This is a genomic window from Microbacterium sp. A20 (assembly GCF_004794515.1).
GTDB lineage: Bacteria > Actinomycetota > Actinomycetes > Actinomycetales > Microbacteriaceae > Microbacterium.
The window spans coordinates 1-18,757 of record NZ_SSDF01000044.1; the positions used below are offsets into that span (position 1 = coordinate 1).

Sequence of the window (18,757 nt, forward strand, 5' to 3'; positions counted from 1 at the left end):
AGCCGCCTGTTCCTCGAGCAGATGATCCAGCACCACGAGGGTGCCGTCGAGATGGCCCAGGAAGAGGTCGACAACGGTCAGAACAGCGACGCGGTCGCTCTGGCCGAAACGATCATCGAGGCGCAGACCACGGAGATCGCCACGATGGAAGACCTCCTCGCCACGCTCTGATTCACGCCTGGGGTGCGGGATTCCTCCCGCACCCCTCGGCTGGCTCTTCCCCGCAGCTCTCGCCATCACACCGGTGACGCCACGCTGCGTGTCTCATTCGCGCACCCCGGGTGCGTACCCGCACGCACTTCTTCAAGTCGGAGCCATATGAACCGCTACTCACCCCTACCCGCTTTTGCGATCGCTCTTATAGCCGTCACCGCCACCGGATGCGCCGCACCACAAACCTCCGGCACCGATGCGGTTCCCCCCGTCATCGAACACATTCACGGTGTCGCCGCTGACCCAAACAGTGAGAACCTCTTCGTAGCCACCCACGGGGGAATCTTCACCCTCACACCCGAAGGTGCGCTCGCCGGTCCCATCGGAGGCTACGACTTCGATGCGATGGGATTCACCGTCCTCGACGATGCCCTCTTAGCATCCGGACACCCGGGCACGCAGACACCCGCAGAGCTCGGCTCCCCAAACCTGGGCGTCATTCGCAGTGACGACTTCGGCGAAACCTGGTCACCGATCGCTCTCACCGGCACTACGGACTTCCATACCCTCACCGCTGGACCGGACGGCACTCTCTACGGGATCGCTTCTGACGGGGTCGACCTGCTCATCAGCACTGACAACGGTCGCGAATGGAACCGCGGCGCCACACTTGCCGCGGCAGACCTCGCAGCCACCAACGACGGTCTCTACGCGGCGGCAGAAGAAGGACTACTTCTCAGCACCGATAACGGCGCCAGCTTCGCCCCCGTCGCGGACGCCCCACTGCTCTACGCCCTCGACGTCCGACCCGACGGCACGCTCGCAGGAGTCGGAACGGACGGCGCCCTCTGGTCTCAGAACACCGAAGGAACATGGCAGCGCCTCGACCCCCTCCAAGGGGCCGCCCAGGCCTTCACCGCGATCGGTGACGACAGCTTCGTTGTGGTCGATGACCGCGGCATCGTCCAGATCGCACCCGATGACACGACCGTCCTCGCCCCCGTCCGGTAGGTGGCTCACACCAGAACGGTCGCCATGATCAGCGCTGCAACCTCTCCGGACGCATGCCGGTCTTCATCGCCTGCGCCACGGTCCTCGCCATATCGAGCTTCCACCTCATCGGAGCTTTCACGGCACTCCCGGGGGGGGTATCAACCGCACTATGGGTGAGTCTATTCTCGACCGGCAAGCGCTAGAAAGTTCACAGACGCGAAGCAGAGGCGGTTCCCCGACGGTCAGCCCAGGCCGCATGATTGGTCAGCTTGGCCTGTATAGTCATCGTGTGCTGACTATTGCTTCTCGTCTTGATGTGATGAACCGTCTCGGTCGCGCGATGGCAGACCCGTCGCGCTCGCGGATCCTTCTTGCGCTCTTGAATGTGCCTGGCTATCCAGCTGAGCTCGCTCGCGAACTGGATCTCACACGTACGAATGTCTCCAATCATCTGACGTGCCTGCGCGGGTGCGGTCTGGTTGTTGCGACCCCGGAAGGCCGGCGCACGCGTTACGAGATCGCGGACCCGCATCTCGCAGTGGGCCTACGACACATGCTGGAAGCGGTCGTCGCCGTTGACGAGGGTTTTCCGTGCACGGACGAGAAGTGTGAGTGCTGCGCATGAGTGAAGAGTGCTGCGGCCCAGACGAGCCCCGGAAGGCTCGCACGATTCAGCGCGTTGAGTTGACGCGTTCCCACAGGACGGGAGACGCATGTTGCGAGCCCGACCCGGTGCGAAATGCCACGTCCTCCGAGGCCCATGAGGAAGGCGATGCTTGCTGCGGACCGGCGCTGCCGTCCAAGGCAGGCGTGGATGACGATGAGATCGAGGTGCGTCCGCCGTGGTGGCGCGACATCGCGCTACTGCCGTCCGCGCTGTCGGGCCTTTTCCTGGTCGCCGGGTACGCGTTCGAGTGGGCGGGTATCGAAATCCCCGCGCTTGTGCTGCAATGGGCTGCTCTGCTGACCGGCGCCTACACCTTCGTTCCTGGTGCGATCCGCCGGTTGATCCGGGGTCGACTTGGCGTCGGGCTGCTGATGACGATTGCCGCGATCGGTGCGGTTCTGCTCGGCCATGTCGGTGAGGCTGCGACCTTGGCGTTCCTGTTTTCGCTGGCGGAGGCTCTCGAGGACCGTGCGATGGATCGGGCGAAAGAGGGTCTGCGTGCCCTGCTGTCCCTGATCCCGGAGACCGTGCGTGTCTCTCGTCTCGCCGGCGACACGACGATCCCGGCCGCGGATGTCCGTGAGCTCGATATCCTCATCGTTGGAGCAGGCGAGCGTGTTGCCACCGATGGTGTTGTTGTCGAAGGGCGTTCGAGCCTGGACACATCCGCGATCACCGGTGAGTCCATCCCGGTCGACGTGCATCCCGGCACTGCGGTCGCGGCGGGCTCGGTGAACGGTGCATCGACGCTGCGGATCGAGGCGACCGCGGACGGGCGCGACAACTCGCTCACCCAGATCGTGTCCCTCGTGGAGCAGGCCCACGCCCGCAAGGGCGACCGCGCGCGGCTTGCTGACCGGATCGCCCGCCCCCTCGTCCCCGTGGTGCTGATCGCCGCGGCCCTTGTCGCCGTGTTCGGATTCATCGTCGGAGATCCGTCGACCTGGATCGAGCGTGCACTCGTCGTCCTCGTCGCCGCGTCTCCTTGTGCTCTTGCGATCGCGGTGCCGGTCACGGTGATCAGCGCCATCGGGTCCGCGTCGAAGTTCGGCGTCGTGATCAAGTCCGGGGAAGCGTTCGAGCAGCTCGGCACCATCCAGGCGGTGGCGCTGGACAAGACCGGTACCCTCACCCGCAACGAGCCGGCCGTCGTCGACGTGCGCCCCGCAGCCGGCATCTCACGGGACGAGCTGTTGACCTGGGCGGGAGCAGTCGAAGAGACAAGCAGCCACCCGCTCGCCGCCGCGATCACCACGGCCGCCCCCGGCGCAGCTGGAGCCGTGGACGTCGTCGAAGACGCCGGCCACGGCATCACCGGCCGCGTCAACGGCACCCTGGTCCGCGTCGGCAACGTCCGGTGGCTCGCCCCCGGAGTCCTCCACTCGGCCGCTGATGAGATGGCCGAAGACGGCATGACCGTGGTCGTCGTTGAAGCCGAGGGCGAGATTGCCGGGCTCATCGGCATCCGCGACGAGCTGCGCCCTGAATCCGCCGCAACCGTGCGACTGCTGCAGGATGCCGGTATCGGGATCACGATGCTCACCGGGGACAACGAACGCACCGCCCGCGCGATTGCGGCACAGGCGGGCATCACCGACGTCCGCGCAGAGCAGCTCCCTGCGGACAAGGCCACGGTCATCGAACAACTCGCCGCCGCGCGCCCGACAGCCATGGTCGGTGACGGCATCAACGACGCCCCCGCCCTCGCGACCGCCACCGTCGGTATCGCCATGGGGCTGAAGGGCTCGGCTGCTGCCATCGAGTCTGCCGACGTCGCCTTTACCGGGAACGATCTCCGATTGATCCCCGGCGCGCTCGCGCACGCTCGTCGCGGTCGCCGGATCATGACCGCCAACATCGTGCTCGCCTTGGCGATCATCCTCGTGTTGTTCCCGCTCGCCCTCTTCGGCGTGCTCGGGCTTGCCGGTGTAGTTCTCGTGCACGAGATCGCGGAAGTGTTCGTCATCCTCAACGGGGTGCGCGCGGCGCGGCGCCCTGCTGCCCTGCGGTCACCTGCCGCAACCTCCGTACCCGCCCAGGTCTGAACCATCCCGCTTCGACGGCACTACCCCGCTCCCACGGAGCCACTTTCGAAGGCCCCGAAATCAACTGGGTTGCTCGGTTGTGGGACGCGGACGCTGACAGTAACTTCAGTTTGACCTTCGGGCGCGTGGCTCTCGGGTTCGCAACAGATCTTGATTGGTGGGGCTGGTACCATCCTGAGGTCATGGTCGTCCAAGGTCGCATTCGCAATAGCGACAGCCGCGCCGACGAGTTCATGATAACGAAGATCATTACGGCCCTCGGATTGGCACTTCTTCTCATCGTCGGAGCGTGGCCGGGCGGCCATCGTGACGCGACGGATGCGACTGCGTATCTGAGCACGACATCCTCGTCGTCACTAGGTACGTCTTCTGCTGGCCCTGTCGCGGCGGGTTCGGGTGAAAGCGGTGTCGGCGCAACTGCGGAACATGTCGTGGCTGGGGATACTGCGAACGACATCATGATCGGCGTCGCCGGGTGCCTCTTGGGTATCCTCTGCTGCTTCTTGGTGCTCATCGTCACGCGGATCTTCCGCCGTCACGTCCCCTCTTCTCGCGTTCGTGAACGTTTGCCGCGCGCACCATCACTGGCGGCCATGACGGGGCGCCTGTTCGTATTGCCTCCTTCTCTCACACAGCTTTCTCTGTCGCGAACCTGATCTGGCGGCGCCATCTCTTCGATGGCGCTCCCCTGGTCGTCCTCGTTCGTTGTGTGTGTCTGGAGTGTCTATGAAATCTTCTATGAAAGCGGTACTTGTCACCGTGGCTCTCGCCGTGGTGTTGCTGATCGTTGCGCTGGTGTTCGTCCTTGTCAATCAGAGTCGAGCTGCCGCACCCGAGACGGGGGCCGCTGATGGTCCACAGGTCGTCCGTGAGAACTCGCATGTCCTCGATGACGGAGGAGATGGGGCGGTGACGGTGGTCGAGTTCCTCGATTTCGAGTGCGAGGCCTGCGGTGCTTTTTATCCCCTCGTCGAGGATCTCCGTGGCAAGTTCGATGGCGAGATCACGTACGTGATCCGCTACTTCCCGTTGCCGGGTCATCTCAACTCGAAGAATGCCGCGATCGCTGCCGAAGCCGCAGCGCAGCAGGGACGGCTGGAAGAGATGTATCACCGCCTGTTCGAGACGCAGTCTCAATGGGGTGAGGCTCAAGAGTCTCGTGCGGACCTGTTCCGGGGATTTGCGGAGGAACTCGGATTGGATATGGCCGCGTTCGATGATGCGGTCGCTGATCCGGCGACTGCAGAACGGGTCCAGTTCGATCTAGACGAGGGTGAGCAGCTCGGTGTCAGCAGTACCCCCTCGTTCTTCATCGATGGGGAGCCTGTCGTGCTGGAGACGTGGAATGACCTGGAGGACACCATTGAAGCCGCGGTGAACGGTGCTGAATGATGGCGCGTTCGCTATCGCACCGTCGCGTCATCATCGTCGGCGCCGGGCACTCCGGGTTGGCGACAGCCGCCGCACTCAGGTCCTCCGGGCTTGAGCCGCAGAAGGACTTCGTGATCATCGATTCTGCACCTCCCGGTCGACGAAGCTGGGCCACACGGTGGCAGTCGATGAAGCTACGCAGCGCGGCCCGCCACAGTGTCGTCCGCGGGTTTCCTTTCCCGGGCGATGGAGACCGTTATCCGAGTAAGGATGAGATGTCCGATTACCTGTCTTCGGTGGAGAACGCCCTCGGTGTGAAGACCGTGTGGGGCACTCGTGCTCTTGGAATCACCCGGTTGGGCGACGGATCCACACTGCATCTGTCGACCTCCGCCGGGGAAGTGCAAACCCGAAATGTGGTCTGTGCAACGGGAGCTGCCGCGGTGCCGCGCGTGCCGGGCTGGCGCCTGGAACTGGCAGTACCCGGTGTTGTGCTGCATTCCAGCCAGTACCTCTATCCCGCCCAGATACCTCCCGGCCGCGTGTTGATCGTTGGCGGTGGATTCAGCGGAGTGGAGATTGCAGAAGAGCTCGCTTCCTCCCACGACGTCACCCTCTCCACTCGAGCGGAATCCTCAGAGGTGTCGGAGCGGCCCATCTGGTCGAGGCTGCGACGTCGGGGTCCGATGTCTGAGTCACGCCCCCGCGTAGCTTCGACAGACGTCACTCATGCCGCCGCCGTGACGGAGGTACACGGAGACACCGTGATGTTCGCCGATGGGGCGTCCGTGAAGCCGCATTCCGTGATCCTTGCGACCGGGTACAGGCCGGCGGACGCATGGCTGCCCGATTCGGAGCCGCCCGGGCAGCCTTTGCACGTCAATGCACGCATCCCGGGACTGTTCACTGTTGGCATGCCGCGTTACTCCCGGGCAGATGCGGGCACCCTCGCTGGGGCGGGTCGTGATGCGGCGATCGTCGCCCGGCACATCGTTGGACGGCCGTAAAGGAGCACCATGACAGACACAGGGCACAGTCACGGTATCGGTGACGCCACTCCCCGCAATCGCCTGGTCATCGCGTTCGCGATCACCTCTTCGGTCTTCATCGTCGAAGTGATCGGCGCAATCATCACAGGCAGCCTCGCACTGCTTGTTGATGCGGCGCACATGCTCACCGATGTCGTCGGGTTGGCGATGGCCGTCACCGCTGCGCATCTGATGAATCGTCCCCCGACTCCCAAGTACACCTTCGGTCTTCGACGCACGGAGGTTCTCGGTGCGCTCGCTCAAGCAACTTTGCTGCTCGGGGTGGGCATCTTCGCGCTCGTGGAAGGCGTACGGCGGCTGTTCGAGCCCCCTGAGATCGCATCGGGGAGTCTGCTGTTCTTCGGCATCGTCGGTCTCGTCGCCAACATCGCCTCCATGCTCGTATTGTTCAGCGGCCGCGGACGCAATCTCAACATGCGCGCCGCGTTCCTCGAGGTCGTCAACGATGCCCTCGGTTCCGTCGGCGTCATCGCCAGCGCCATCCTCATCGCCGTTTTCGGTTGGTATCAGGCGGACGCCGTCGCGGGCGTCTTGATCGCGCTGCTCATCATTCCCCGCACTCTTATCCTGTTGCGAGCATCCGGTCGGGTGCTGTTGGAGTCCACACCCGCCGGCCTCGACCTCGAGGATGTCCGCCGCCACATCCTTGCCCTTCCGCACGTGGTCGCGGTGCACGACCTTCACGCGACCCAAGTCTCGACCGACCTCCCCACGCTCACCGCCCATGTCGTGGTCGATGACACCGTCACGATGGAAGCTTCCGCCGCATTGCTGACATCACTTCAGCAATGCGTCAACGAGCACTTCGCCGTGAGCATCGAACACTCCACCTTCCAGATCGAACCCGAATCCCACCCCGGAGAGCACGACACCCATGCATAAACGCCTCTCGGCACGTATCACAGCCCTCGCCGCCGCCGCCCTGATGGTGTCGGCATCCGTCGTGCTGGGGACCACAGCCCCGGCCGCCGCTCACGACGAGTTCGTCTCGGCGTACCCCGACGCCGACTCGGCCGTCGACGGCTCTCCCGACGAGATCTCTCTGATGTTCACCGGGCTGCTTCCGGATGGTGACGGCGCAACAGTCATCGACGTGGTCGATGAAACCGGAGCAAACGTCGCAGTCGACGCCCCCCAGGCGACCGATGACGTTATCACGCAGCACCTCTCCCCGGACGCCGCGACCGGTGTCTTCACTGTCCGATGGAAGACCGTCTCCGCCGATGGGCATCCGATCAGCGGAGAGTACGTGTACACCGTCAGACCCGCGACGGACACGGGATCCGGCACAACCACCGCAAGCCCCACCCCTGAAGCCTCACCACAGAGCAGCGAAGAAACGGAAACCGCATCGCCGGCACAAACGTACGGCGGCACACCATCCGGAGGCGGTGCCTTCGAAATGCTGCCCCTATTCTTCCTCTCCGGTTTGGCTATCATCCTGGGGGTCGGGGTTGTGGGCGTGATGATGGCCGGGCGCCGCCGTCACCAGCGGGATCGCGCCGAAGTTGCTGAGGATGCCGCGGCCGCGGGGGAAGACGCCGATGCGTGATCGAGTCCGCCGGTCGGCCGTGGTGCTCATCGTCGCCGCCATCGTTATCCTGATCGATCAAGGCACCAAGACTCTTGCTCTGAACACGTTGCGACAGGATGCGCGTATACCGCTGATCGGTGACTGGCTCGGTCTTCAACTGGCCTTCAACCCCGGGGCGATCTTCTCGCTCGGGGAAGGCTCCACATGGGTCATCACCGTCGTCGGGCTCGCTGTCACCGCGGCCCTCATCGGTGCCGCTACCCGAGCCCGCAACGTGTGGTCGGCGGTTGGTTTCGGTTTCATCGTGGGCGGTGCGATCGGGAACCTCATCGATCGCTTATTCTCGCCGCCCGCGTTCGGGATCGGGCACGTCACCGATTTCCTTGCCTACGGGAACCTGTTCATCGGCAACCTCGCCGATGTCGCTCTCGGCATCGGTGCCGTGTTCCTCATCGTCGCGGGTCTGCGCATAAGCCGTCGCCGGCCAGACCCCTCGTCCCGCCCCGATCCCGTCGACCCTGTACCCGCCGAAGAAACGGTTCACCCATGAGTCCCAAAGAACGTGTCCCCTCCACTTACCAGCGGAACGCCCTGGCCCCCAGCCTCGTCGCCGCCGCGATCCTGTTCCTCGCCCCGGCGCTCTTCCAGGCGAATTGGGCGCCCCTCGTCCTCTTCATCGCCTCAATTTTCGGGCTGATCGTCGCGTGGTTTGCGCTGCAGGCACGCCACTGGTGGTGGATCCCGGTCTTCCTCGCGATCGCCGTGCTCTGGAACCCGGTAATGCCCTTCCCCTTCTCCGGTGTCGTGTGGACCACAGCACAGCCCATCGCGGCCGTGGCGTTCCTGGCAGCGGGGGCGACGATCAAGGTGATCCGGAAGTGAACAGCGCGATCTTCTTGTCACGACCATGCGTGTGAGCGGCCAGATCCTCGAAAGTCCCCCGTCTTTGCAGGCGTTCCTCGCACCGGCGGACATCCCGCTTCCGGTGTTACCGATAGTCGCGGGGATCCTCGCTGTGCTGTATCTGGTCGGAGCGATCCGGTTGTGGACGCGCGGGCGTCGGTGGCCCGTGTGGCGAACGGTCAGCTTCCTTCTCGGGTGTGTTCTCCTCGCGGCGGTCACTGGTCTAGGCGTTGAAACCTACGGCCAGGCGCTGGTGTCCGTTTTCATGTTCCAGCAGCTCACTCTGATGATGATGGTGCCGCCGCTCCTCGTCCTGGGCTCTCCCGGCACCCTTCTTCTGCGAGCGACACCGCATCATGGAGCGGGACGGTTAGTCCTCACAGCGGCCCACGGTGCTCTTCGAAGCCCGGCCGCGAAATGGATACTCAGTCCGTGGGCCACTGTCCCGCTCTACCTGTTCGCGTTCTACGGCATCTACCTTGCGGGTGCTGCCGATGCCATCCTCGCTCTCCCCGGGGGTCACGTCGCACTCGAGGTCGGATTCCTCCTCGCCGGCGTGCTCTTCACCATCCCCATCCTGTCCTCCGATCCGCTGCCGGTCAGGTTGGGTCACGGTGCCCGTGCACTGGACGTCTTTGCCGAAGCCGCGCTCCACGCATTCTTCGGGGTGTTTCTCATGATGGCCAGTACGATCCTGGTCGGCTCGTTCGTCGCGCCCACCGAAGCACTGGGCATCGATCCCCTCGCCGATCAGCAGCTAGCCGGCGCTCTGGCATGGTCCTACGGTGAAGCCCCGACCGTACTGATGTTGATCTACGTGATGCATCGTTGGTTCCGAAGCGACACCGCTCGTGCTGCCGCGGCGGATCGGTATGCCGACGTGCACGGGAACGCCGACCTCGACTCGTACAACGCTTACCTGAAAAACCTGGGCACTCATGACCGTGACCGCTGACCCGTTGGTGGGACACGCCCTCTCCGTTCGACCACGGCGCGGCAACGCCAGTGCGCACGATGCGCTCCTGGCAGCTGCGGTGCCATTTCCCGTAGCGATCGTCGCGTCCGCCATCGCAGGAGGCATGCTGGATCTCGCCTACCCCGCGTCCGGGTGGTGGCCCGCGACGTTCGTGAGCGCAACCATCGGGCTGTGGACGCTTCGCGGACGCTCTGTTCCCGGGGCGTTCCTGATCTCCCTCGTCTACGGGACGGCCTTCTACTTCACTCACTTGGTATGGGTGACCCGGTTTCTGGGGCCCATCCCATGGGTCGCGCTGGCTGGCTTGGAATCCCTGCTGTTCGGTGCCGGCGGTGCGCTGATCGCACTCGCCTATCGTGTCGCCACCACGCGGGCGGGATTCGGGTATCACGCGATCACTCCTGTGCTCGTCGCCGGGGTGTGGGTGCTGCGGGAAACGCTGATGGGGAATGCGCCGTACACCGGGTTCCCGTGGGCGCGAATCGGCTTCACTCTTGCCGAGAGCCCGCTCGCGGAAGCCGCTTCCTGGGTGGGGACAACCGGGCTGACCTTCCTGACAATCCTCGTCTGCGCAAGCGTCGTGGAAGCCCTCACCCTCCGCCGGTGGGAGCCGGGAGCAGCAGCGGCGGTCATCGTCGTTGCCGCGATGGCCGTCCCTCTGTTCCCGACTGAGCAAGCGGGAATGATGCGCGTCGGATGGGTGCAGGGCAACGGTCCCAGCGGCTACTTCGACACCAGGACAACAGGTGACATCCTGCGCGCACAGGAAGAAGCGACCGCTCCGCTCCTGGGGCGTGAAATGGACCTTCTCGTCTGGCCAGAAGGGGCCGTCGACGCCGATCCCCTGCGCGATGCCGCCGTCGCAGGCCGCCTTGATCGACTCGTGCAGGGTGCTGGCGCTCCGGCACTGGTGAATGCGGCAACCACCCGCGGAGCTGACACGTTCAACACCTCGATGCTGTGGACCAGCGCCGGGCCGCAGCAGCTCCACGACAAGGCCAACCCCGTCCCTTTCGGCGAATACGTGCCGGACCGTTGGTTCTACGAAGCCATCGCCCCCGATCTCATCGGGTTGATACAACGCGAGTACACGCCCGGCTCCAACACGCCCCTCATGAACGTTGGCGATGTGCCCATCGGTCTGGCGATCTGTTTCGACGTCATCTACGACGACGTCATCCACCAGAGCGCGTCCTCTGGCGCGCAGATGTTCGTGTTTCAAACCAACAATGCGGATTTCAGAGGCACGGACGAGAACCTCCAACAGCTGACCATCGCCCGCATACGCGCGCTCGAAACAGGGAGAACTGCGGTGAACGTCTCCACCACCGGGACCAGTCAAGTCATCGGCCGCGATGGAAAAGTGTTGGCTCAGGTTGCGGTGGACACGACCGCGGCGAAGATCACCGAGGTCCCCCTCCGCGCCGGCACGACTCTCGCTGTCGTGCTGATGCCGTGGCTCGGCTGGATGCTCAGTATCGGAACGGTACTAGCGCTGCTCGTCATGTCGATCCGACAGCGACGGACGCATGCTGACTCCCAGGAAGACGGATGGATGACGTTGTGAAGCTCAAGATTCTGACCTCTGGCGCGGCGCTGTGCGCACTGCTTGTGCTCACCAGCTGCGCACCCACCGTCCACCTCGAGCCCGCAGCGAACGCGAATGACCCGCTGTGCGCAGAGGTCACCGTACGATTACCGGACTCGATTGGCGACCAGGCTCGCGTCTGGACGGACGCTCAGGCCACCGCAGGATGGGGCACCCCCAGTAGCGTGCTCCTCACCTGCGGGTTGGAGCCCCCGGCCCCCACCACGCTGCAATGTGTCAGCTTGGGGGGCGTCGATTGGATCGTCGACGAGGAGGAGACCCCGAATCTGCGGCTCACAACCTACGGCCGAGATCCAGCTGCCCAGGTGTACGTGGACACGACCACCCTGTCGGCGGACGCGGTTCTCGAATCTCTTGCCGGGGCGATCCAGCAGCTCCCCAAGACCGGTGAATGCACGGCACCTGTGACGGAAGACCCGGACGCTGCTGGCGCTCAGACAGGGGATACCACTCCATGAATCCCGTTGTTCTCCGGATCGTTGGACCGACGATTCTCGTTGCCGCCGCACTCATCGCTGTGGTCATCGGGCTCGTGATTGGTGGAGGAGCTGCACCAAGACTCGCGAGTGACCCTGGAGCGCTCGTGCGATGGGGACTCCCGGCCGCGAAACTGTTCGTCAATCTGTCCGGTGCGGCGATGCTCGGGCCCCTGGTGCTGGCGGTGTTCGCTCTCCCCTCGGCAGGGAAGCCCTTCACCGTCGCGCTCGATATTGCCTCCGCCGGCGCCGCGACCCTCACCCTCACAAGCGGGGTGGTGGCTTACCTCACCTTCCTGTCCTCATTCAATCCGCAAGTTAACCTGAGTGCCGAGTTCGGCACGCAGCTCGGTCGCTTCCTCCTCGACACGGAGCTGGGACGATCATGGCTCATCACCGCGATCCTCGCTTCGGTCGTGACAGTCCTCGCATTCGCTGTTCGCAGCTATGGTGCGGTCATGATCACAACCGTGCTTGCGATCATCAGTCTGATTCCCATGGCCACCCAAGGTCATTCGGGTGAGCTCGCCAATCACGATCCCGCTGTCATGTCCCTCGTCCTGCATGTCATTTCAGCAGCAGTATGGCTCGGGGGGCTCATCCTGCTCGTCGTCGCGCGACCGATCAGCTCGCCGCGCGAACTCGAGAACCTGCTCCGCCGGTACTCGACGGTGGCGCTCATCGCGTTCATCGGCGTCGCCGTCTCGGGATACGCGCGGACGCTCACAGCCCTCGGCCGGTGGGAGGATTTGGCCTCACCGTACGGCATCCTCCTTCTCACAAAGATCGGCGCGCTTTTGGTCATGGGCGTCCTGGGTGCCGCCTACCGCCGCCGACTCATCGCAAAGACCAGCGAGGGCCGTGGCGCCTTCTGGATGATCGTGTGCGTCGAACTCGGTTTCATGGGTGTCGCGAGCGGGGTCGCCGCCGCCCTCGCCCGCACCGCCGCCCCCGCCGATGCGATCACCCTGCCGCAGACCACCGCCGCGGAGATCCTCACCGACGCACCCGTCCCGGTCGCACTCACCCTGCAGAGATGGTTCACGGCGTGGAGTCCCGACCTCCTTTGGGTGCTCGTCGCGGGTTTCGGAATCGTCTTCTACCTCGTCGGCGTCCGACGCGCACGGCGCCGCGGGTATCCGTGGCCAGCCAGGCGCACGATCAGCTGGATTGCGGGGATGGGGGCGCTTCTGTGGACGACCAGTGGGCCGATCGCAGCCTATGACGATTCGCTCATCAGTATGCGATTCCTCGCCTTCGCTCTCCTCAGTCTCGCGATCCCCTTGCTCCTTGTCTTCGCGGCGCCGATCACCCTCGCAACCTTGGTCATCCACCCACGGGACGATGGAAGCCGAGGACCGCGCGAATGGCTTCTCTGGGCCGCCCACAGCCCCCTGGCCCGGTTTACTCGTCGCCCCGTCGTCGCCGCGTCCCTGTTCGCCACGTCGCTGTGGTTGTTCCACTACTCCGACCTGTTCCGATGGTCGCTCTACGACCAGCTCGGAGCGGAATGGATGATCAGCCAGCTCCTCGTCACCGGGTGCCTCTTCGTACGATCGCTTTCCCCGAACGCGTCCACGACTCCCGAGGGGCGGTGGCGTGTGGCCTCACTCACTGCGCTCACAGGCGTGGCCACTTTCTTCGGCATCGCCACTATCGCTCGCTCCGACCTCATCGTCGCGGAGTGGTTTGGCGCCATGGGGCGGACGTGGGGACCCACCCCCCTGCAGGACCAGGCCCTCGCCGGAGCCGCCACCTTGATGATCGCGGGAATGCTCGCAATCCTCACCGGCTTCTCCGTCCTCCACACGAAACGCAACAACAGACCTACCGACAGCACCCCCGTGCCCGCCGGACGAAAGGACCCACGCCCGTGACCTCCACCCACCGCACCCGCTGGCTCGCCAGCACACTTCTTGCCCTCATCGCACTGGGAATCGTGGCCGCACCGGCCCCCGCAGCTCTCGCGCACGACAACCTCCTGGACACCGTGCCCGGGGCAGACGAAACCGTCACCCAACTCGACGACGTCGCTCTCACGTTCAGCGGGGAACTCATTGACTTCAGCCAGGCAAGCTTCGCCCAAGTGCAAGGACCCGACGGCCTCTTCTACGAATCCAGCTGCTCCACCATCGACCGCAACATCCTCACCACCCCGGTCGCACTCGGAGAACCCGGCGTCTACACCGTGCTTTGGAACGCCGTCTCCAGCGACGGTCACCCCATATCCGAGAGCTTCACGTTCACGTACGCTCCCACCGGCATCGAGCCAGGGCTGGGATGGGACCAACCAGCATGCGGGAACGAACAATCACGGATGCAACCGGCAAAGGCGTCGCCCTCTGCTGTGCCAACTACCGAACCTCCCGCAGCGGACACCCCTGCCCCGGCGGCATCCGCAGGCGAGAACGAGGTGGCTTCGATCGCGATCCCGCTCATCATCGCCGTGGCTGTCATAGGTGCCGCGGTGATCGCCACCACCGTTGTCGTACGGCAAGTGAAAAAGAACAAACACAACAAGGTGAGCCCCGACATCCACACGGACCCGAAAGCGTGAACTTCGTGTCAGGACAGTCGAACTCGAATTCGATGCGACAGATATGGGCCACTGATCAGAGATCACGAGCGAGTCGGCGCGACTTCGGCGGCCACGTACGGCCGATGGACCAGACGGCGGGCAATGCAAGCGTGGCCAATCTGCGCGCCCATGGCAGCAGAATCCACGAAGCCGAGCTCGAGGAGAGGGCACAGTGAACGGACGACTCGTCTCTGCGGCTACGGAGGCGGCTGAAGAATGCGGTTGTGCACCCACGCCCGCCGAACGCGACTCGTTCTGGAAGCTGAGTGTTACTCGACGTGGCGCTTTCGGGCTCGGCGCGCTCGGTGTCGCTGCATTCGCTGCACTCGGCATCGGCTCCGGCGACTCAGCGGCGTACGCTGCGTCGTACCCGAGTTGGGACGATGTGCAACGCGCCAAGAACAACGAAGCTGCCAAGGGTGCCGAGATCACCCGAATCGAAGGGCTGATCCAGTCCTTGACGCGGAAGGTCGCTGAGACTCACGTTGCTGCCGATACAGCCTCCGACGAGTTCTATGCAGCGCAGCAGGAGTACTTCGCTGCGATCACGGAAGCTCAGAGCCTGCAGGCGCAGGCGGACGAACAATCAGCGATTGCCGAAACCTCTGCGCGCAGGGCCGGTCAAGTTGCGGCACAGCTGTATCGCAACGGTGGAGATGATTCAGCACTGCAACTGTTCTTCTCCGGTTCCGCGGCCAACGCCGATGAGCTCCTGTCACGCCTGGGCACCATGGACAAGCTTCTCGAGTACAACCGGTCGGTCTACGATGGCGCAATCTCGGCGCGCAACACCGCCCAATCGCTGACCGATCAGGCGAAGGTTGCCCGCGACGAACGAGACCGCCTGCAGCAGGTCGCAGAGCAGAAGATGATTGCGGCACAAGAAGCGGCCGACGCCGCACAGGCCGCGCTCGACGAGCAAGCCGCGAACCTCGAGACGATGCAGGCGCAGCTCGCCGCGCTGAAAGACACCACCACGCAGACTGTCGCTGGTTACCAGTCGGGTGTGGCCGCGCGCGAGGCCGAAGAGCGCGCCCGTCGCGAACGCGAAGCCGCGGAAGCGGCAGCCAACGGTGGCGGCAACGGCGGCGGCGGAGGCTCTGCCGGTAGCGGCGGTTGGGTCCGGCCCCACGGGGGCGGCCGAAGTTCAAGCTACGGCCCGCGGACCCCGATCTGCGGTTCGCAGGGCTGCTCCTCGAGCTACCACTACGGCGCGGACATGGCCAATGGCTGCGGAGCGGCGATCTACGCCGCCAACTCCGGAACAGTGGACTACGCCGGCGCGAACGGCAACTACGGCAATTACGTCCGCATCCAACACGGCGGGGGCGTCAGCACCGGGTACGCGCACATCAAACCCAGTGGCATCCTCGTTGGCAGGGGGCAATGGGTCAATTCGGGCCAGGTCATCGCTTACGCGGGTGACACTGGACGCTCCTTCGGTTGCCATCTGCATTTCGAGGTCTACATCAATGGTGGTTACACCAACCCCGTCCGATTCATGGAAGACCGCGGCGTCTATATCTAAGGCTCCGACATGGGAGCACGAAGTGGCGCCACCCACAATGACCAGTTGGGTAGAGAGGGCTGCTCCAGTCGTCACTCGCGACATCCTTGCTAGGGATCTCAGAGAGGGAGAATGACGCTACCCATCACCGCCGTCAGCCGCGACATGATGTCGGTCCACAGCCCTGTCACCATCAGGATTCCGAGGACGATCAGCAGTATGCCTCCGCATACGTTCACCACCCGGATGTGACGACGGAGGAACTCGACCGTCTTCGCCGCCCAACCGAACCCGAATGCGACCAACAGGAACGGGATGCCGAGGCCGAGCGAATACGCGAGGCCGAGGAAGCCGGCACGGACAGGGTCGCCAGCATTGAATGAAAGCGCGATGATCGCGGCCAATGTAGGTCCCATGCATGGCGCCCAGCCGATACCGAGTGCCACTCCGAGTAGCGGCGCCCCTACGATCCCGGCCCGTGAGCTGACGTGGAAGCGGACCTCCCTCTGGGCGAAACTGAATAACCCGAGGAAGACGAGCCCCATGAGGACGACGACGAGCCCGAGGATGCGTGTGACCAGGTCTCCCCAGTGTAGGAAGAACACGCCAGCCGTTCCGCCCAGCGCAGTGATGAGAACGAAGACGACGCTGAAGCCGAGGATGAACAGCAGCACGCCGAACACGAGTCGTCGGCGCTCAGGTGCGGCTGCGTTTGTCGCGTCACCTTTCGAGCTCGGTGAGACTGTCCCGCCGAGAAAGCCGAGGTAGCCGGGGACCAGCGGGAGCACGCAGGGCGACAGGAACGACACGAGACCGGCGAGCATCGCGATGGGGACTGCGAGCCAGAGCGCGCCGGACCCGATGATGGTGTCGGCGTTCATGGTGTCTCCGCCAGAGCGTCCTTGACGAGTGTCGAGAGGATCGAGGTGCCGTCGATGGGTCCGATGATGCGGGCGGCGACACGGCCCTGTTTGTCGAGCACGAGAGTCGTCGGTGTCGCCTGGATCGGCACGACTTCGGAGAAAGCGAGTTTCGCCTCGGCCGTGTTCACGTCGATCAGGCTCGGGTAGGTGATGCCGAACTCTTCAGAGAATGCTTGGGCAGTGTCGGCCTGGTCGCGGGTATTGATGCCGATGAAAGCTACATCCTCGCCGCCGTATTCTTGCCAAACGCTCTCGAGATCCTTCGCCTCGACGCGGCACGGCGCGCACCCGGCATACCAGAAATTGACCACCGTGACCTTGCCAGAGTTGTCGGCGCTGTCGAAATCATCGCCAGTTTCAGTTACGCCGCTGAAGACCACGGGTTCGCTCCGCTCGGCCACCGGGATCTCGGCGATTGAGCCGTTGGCGGCCACATAGCCGGTGTTCTCGCCCCGTAGGAAGGAATCGCTGACCGGATCCGGCGCACATCCGATTAGGCCGATCGCGAACACCGCAGCGAGCATGACCCCGACCGCACCACGAGCTTTACGAAAGCGAGGGTCTCGACGCACATTTCGCACCCTATACACATCACCTATGCGTCCGCCGAACCAGGCCACCGCCCGCGACTCGCTTGCCGCTTCCGATGTTCTCCAGGGCACGTCGTGACGGACTCTGGCAGCCTGAGGGCAGTAGCGCCAAAGTAGGCTGATGAGTCACCGCCGGCTACGGCCGTCACGATGTTGGCCAGGTAGCTGAATAGTTCGCGGGGCATCGCGTTAGAGCAGCAAGGTCACGCCGACGCACTCCATGAAGGTCTGCGGGTTTCACGCACTCGCTGTCGGGCTTCACTTCGTAGTGCAGGTGGCAGCCGTACGACCTGCCCTCGTTGCCAACCGTGATCGCCACCCCACGTCATCCGTGATGCACCAGTTACCCGAGGCAACGGGGCGTAGCGGGACTGCCTTCGCTGTTCCTTGAGTTATATACCCCTAGGGGGTATTCTGAGGGTGTGAACAGCTATGACGATAACAAAGCGGATCTGCGCAAGCGCTTAAGCCGTGTCGAAGGTCAGGTACGAGGTATTGCACGGATGGTCGATGAGGACAAGTACTGCATCGACATCCTTACGCAGGTTTCTGCGGCGACGAAGGCCCTCGAAACGGTGGCGTTGTCGCTGCTGAGTGACCATCTGAGTCACTGTGTCGCGGAAGCCAGTGCGGAGGGCGGCGCGGTCGCGGCCGAGAAGGTGCGCGAGGCCAACGAAGCGATTGCCCGCCTGGTTCGTTCATGACCACACGTCTGTCTTATTGAAGGAGACATCATGACTGATCGCATCGAGCTCGGGCTGAAGGATGCAAACGCTGGTTGCGCATGCTGCGCTGCGCCATCGAGCGCGGAGACATCCGCACCTAGTGATGCTGCGGTGACAGCCGAGGTGCTGGTCGACGGTATGACGTGCTCACATTGCGTGTCGAGCGTCAGCGAAGAACTGAGCGCTGTCGACGGCGTCGAGTCTGTCACTGTGGATCTCAACTCGGGTGGCACCTCCCGGGTGACCATCCGCAGCACCGCACCGGTCGATCCCGCTGCTGTGAAGGCCGCGGTGGAGGAGGCCGGCTACGCCCTCCCGACCAGCGACGTCTGAGCCGCACCCGACGCGACCGGTCACCCGCGCGCATCCGAGCAAGGAGTCCCCGATGAGCCAGCACGACGAACGCACCGATTATACCGCGCACCACAATCACACGCCGGCGGCCACGACGGAGCACGACCACGCGAGCGAGGCCGCGACGGAACACGACCACACGGCGATGAGCCAGGACCACGCTGCACCGCACGACGGAACCGGGCACGAGGGGCACGCCGGGCATGGTGGCCACGGGGATCACGTGGGGCAGTTCCGCCGGTTGTTCTGGATCATGCTGCTCCTCGCGGTGCCGGTGGTCGGGTTCTCGATGATGTTCTCGATG

At 64.3% G+C, this 18,757-nt stretch carries 21 protein-coding genes and 1 pseudogene; 20 read left to right on the forward strand and 2 right to left on the reverse strand.

The window, feature by feature from the left end; all coding sequences use genetic code 11:
* From DW298_RS02925 to DW298_RS03005, 17 genes are all read left to right on the forward strand, one after another.
* The coding region (locus DW298_RS02925; RefSeq protein WP_136041013.1) for a DUF305 domain-containing protein at nucleotides 1–171 on the forward strand (171 nt) is incomplete at its 5' end.
* A gap of 147 nt (nucleotides 172–318) precedes the next feature.
* Nucleotides 319–1,164, forward strand: a complete 846-nt coding sequence (locus tag DW298_RS02930) for a F510_1955 family glycosylhydrolase (RefSeq protein ID WP_042538283.1) — start codon at nucleotides 319–321, stop codon at nucleotides 1,162–1,164.
* Between the two features lie 271 nt (nucleotides 1,165–1,435).
* Nucleotides 1,436–1,771 (forward strand): metalloregulator ArsR/SmtB family transcription factor, encoded by a 336-nt coding sequence (locus DW298_RS02935; RefSeq protein ID WP_074731945.1) that lies wholly within the window; start codon nucleotides 1,436–1,438, stop codon nucleotides 1,769–1,771.
* A 206-nt stretch (nucleotides 1,772–1,977) separates the two neighbouring features.
* Nucleotides 1,978–3,858, forward strand: a complete 1,881-nt coding sequence (locus DW298_RS02940) for a cation-translocating P-type ATPase (protein ID WP_052492874.1) — start codon at nucleotides 1,978–1,980, stop codon at nucleotides 3,856–3,858.
* Between the two features lie 125 nt (nucleotides 3,859–3,983).
* Complete coding sequence (locus DW298_RS02945; RefSeq protein ID WP_136041015.1) at nucleotides 3,984–4,514, forward strand: hypothetical protein; 531 nt, start codon at nucleotides 3,984–3,986, stop codon at nucleotides 4,512–4,514.
* A 70-nt stretch (nucleotides 4,515–4,584) separates the two neighbouring features.
* Entirely contained in the window at nucleotides 4,585–5,250 is a 666-nt protein-coding gene (locus DW298_RS02950; RefSeq protein ID WP_136041016.1) for a thioredoxin domain-containing protein, read from the forward strand.
* Entirely contained in the window at nucleotides 5,250–6,236 is a 987-nt protein-coding gene (locus DW298_RS02955; protein ID WP_042538369.1) for an NAD(P)-binding domain-containing protein, read from the forward strand. Before DW298_RS02950 ends, DW298_RS02955 begins: the two co-directional genes overlap by 1 nt.
* 9 nt (nucleotides 6,237–6,245) lie before the next feature.
* Nucleotides 6,246–7,160, forward strand: coding sequence for a cation diffusion facilitator family transporter (locus tag DW298_RS02960; RefSeq protein WP_042538288.1), 915 nt, complete (start codon nucleotides 6,246–6,248; stop codon nucleotides 7,158–7,160).
* Entirely contained in the window at nucleotides 7,153–7,830 is a 678-nt protein-coding gene (locus DW298_RS02965; RefSeq protein WP_052492864.1) for a copper resistance CopC family protein, read from the forward strand. Before DW298_RS02960 ends, DW298_RS02965 begins: the two co-directional genes overlap by 8 nt.
* Nucleotides 7,823–8,362 (forward strand): signal peptidase II, encoded by a 540-nt coding sequence (gene lspA, locus DW298_RS02970; RefSeq protein WP_053098498.1) that lies wholly within the window; start codon nucleotides 7,823–7,825, stop codon nucleotides 8,360–8,362. The genes DW298_RS02965 and lspA overlap by 8 nt, the downstream gene beginning before the upstream one ends.
* On the forward strand, nucleotides 8,359–8,694 hold the full coding sequence (locus DW298_RS02975) for a DUF6804 family protein (RefSeq protein ID WP_042538290.1): 336 nt from the start codon (nucleotides 8,359–8,361) through the stop codon (nucleotides 8,692–8,694). The genes lspA and DW298_RS02975 overlap by 4 nt, the downstream gene beginning before the upstream one ends.
* 25 nt (nucleotides 8,695–8,719) lie before the next feature.
* Nucleotides 8,720–9,670 (forward strand): cytochrome c oxidase assembly protein, encoded by a 951-nt coding sequence (locus tag DW298_RS02980; protein WP_042538291.1) that lies wholly within the window; start codon nucleotides 8,720–8,722, stop codon nucleotides 9,668–9,670.
* On the forward strand, nucleotides 9,654–11,258 hold the full coding sequence (lnt, locus tag DW298_RS02985) for an apolipoprotein N-acyltransferase (protein ID WP_079112071.1): 1,605 nt from the start codon (nucleotides 9,654–9,656) through the stop codon (nucleotides 11,256–11,258). Before DW298_RS02980 ends, lnt begins: the two co-directional genes overlap by 17 nt.
* Complete coding sequence (locus DW298_RS02990) at nucleotides 11,243–11,758, forward strand: DUF3515 family protein (protein ID WP_042538292.1); 516 nt, start codon at nucleotides 11,243–11,245, stop codon at nucleotides 11,756–11,758. Before lnt ends, DW298_RS02990 begins: the two co-directional genes overlap by 16 nt.
* Nucleotides 11,759–11,883: 125 nt before the next feature.
* Nucleotides 11,884–13,653: a cytochrome c oxidase assembly protein gene (locus DW298_RS02995; RefSeq protein WP_052492866.1), complete on the forward strand. Its 1,770-nt coding sequence runs from the start codon at nucleotides 11,884–11,886 to the stop codon at nucleotides 13,651–13,653.
* Nucleotides 13,650–14,333 carry a copper resistance CopC family protein gene (locus tag DW298_RS03000; protein ID WP_026049677.1) on the forward strand — a complete coding sequence of 228 codons (684 nt, stop codon included), beginning with the start codon at nucleotides 13,650–13,652 and terminating at the stop codon, nucleotides 14,331–14,333. The genes DW298_RS02995 and DW298_RS03000 overlap by 4 nt, the downstream gene beginning before the upstream one ends.
* A gap of 193 nt (nucleotides 14,334–14,526) precedes the next feature.
* The gene (locus DW298_RS03005; protein ID WP_168429447.1) at nucleotides 14,527–15,882 is read left to right on the forward strand and encodes a M23 family metallopeptidase; all 1,356 of its coding nucleotides are present in this window, start codon (nucleotides 14,527–14,529) and stop codon (nucleotides 15,880–15,882) included.
* Between the two features lie 98 nt (nucleotides 15,883–15,980).
* On the opposite strand, the gene DW298_RS03010 is transcribed toward DW298_RS03005, so the two are convergent.
* On the reverse strand, nucleotides 15,981–16,742 hold the full coding sequence (locus tag DW298_RS03010; RefSeq protein ID WP_136041017.1) for a cytochrome c biogenesis protein CcdA: 762 nt from the start codon (nucleotides 16,740–16,742) through the stop codon (nucleotides 15,981–15,983).
* Nucleotides 16,739–17,308, reverse strand: a complete 570-nt coding sequence (locus DW298_RS03015; RefSeq protein ID WP_061015475.1) for a TlpA disulfide reductase family protein — start codon at nucleotides 17,306–17,308, stop codon at nucleotides 16,739–16,741. The genes DW298_RS03010 and DW298_RS03015 overlap by 4 nt, the downstream gene beginning before the upstream one ends.
* Before the next feature lie 488 nt (nucleotides 17,309–17,796).
* Here DW298_RS03015 and DW298_RS03020 point away from each other — a divergent pair, with 488 nt between their 5' ends.
* From DW298_RS03020 to DW298_RS03030, 3 genes and pseudogenes are all read left to right on the forward strand, one after another.
* Entirely contained in the window at nucleotides 17,797–18,078 is a 282-nt protein-coding gene (locus DW298_RS03020; protein WP_136041018.1) for a metal-sensitive transcriptional regulator, read from the forward strand.
* Between the two features lie 30 nt (nucleotides 18,079–18,108).
* Nucleotides 18,109–18,432, forward strand: a complete 324-nt coding sequence (locus DW298_RS03025) for a heavy metal-associated domain-containing protein (RefSeq protein WP_136041019.1) — start codon at nucleotides 18,109–18,111, stop codon at nucleotides 18,430–18,432.
* A gap of 52 nt (nucleotides 18,433–18,484) precedes the next feature.
* Nucleotides 18,485–18,757: pseudogene (locus tag DW298_RS03030) on the forward strand (heavy metal translocating P-type ATPase); the annotation flags it as partial.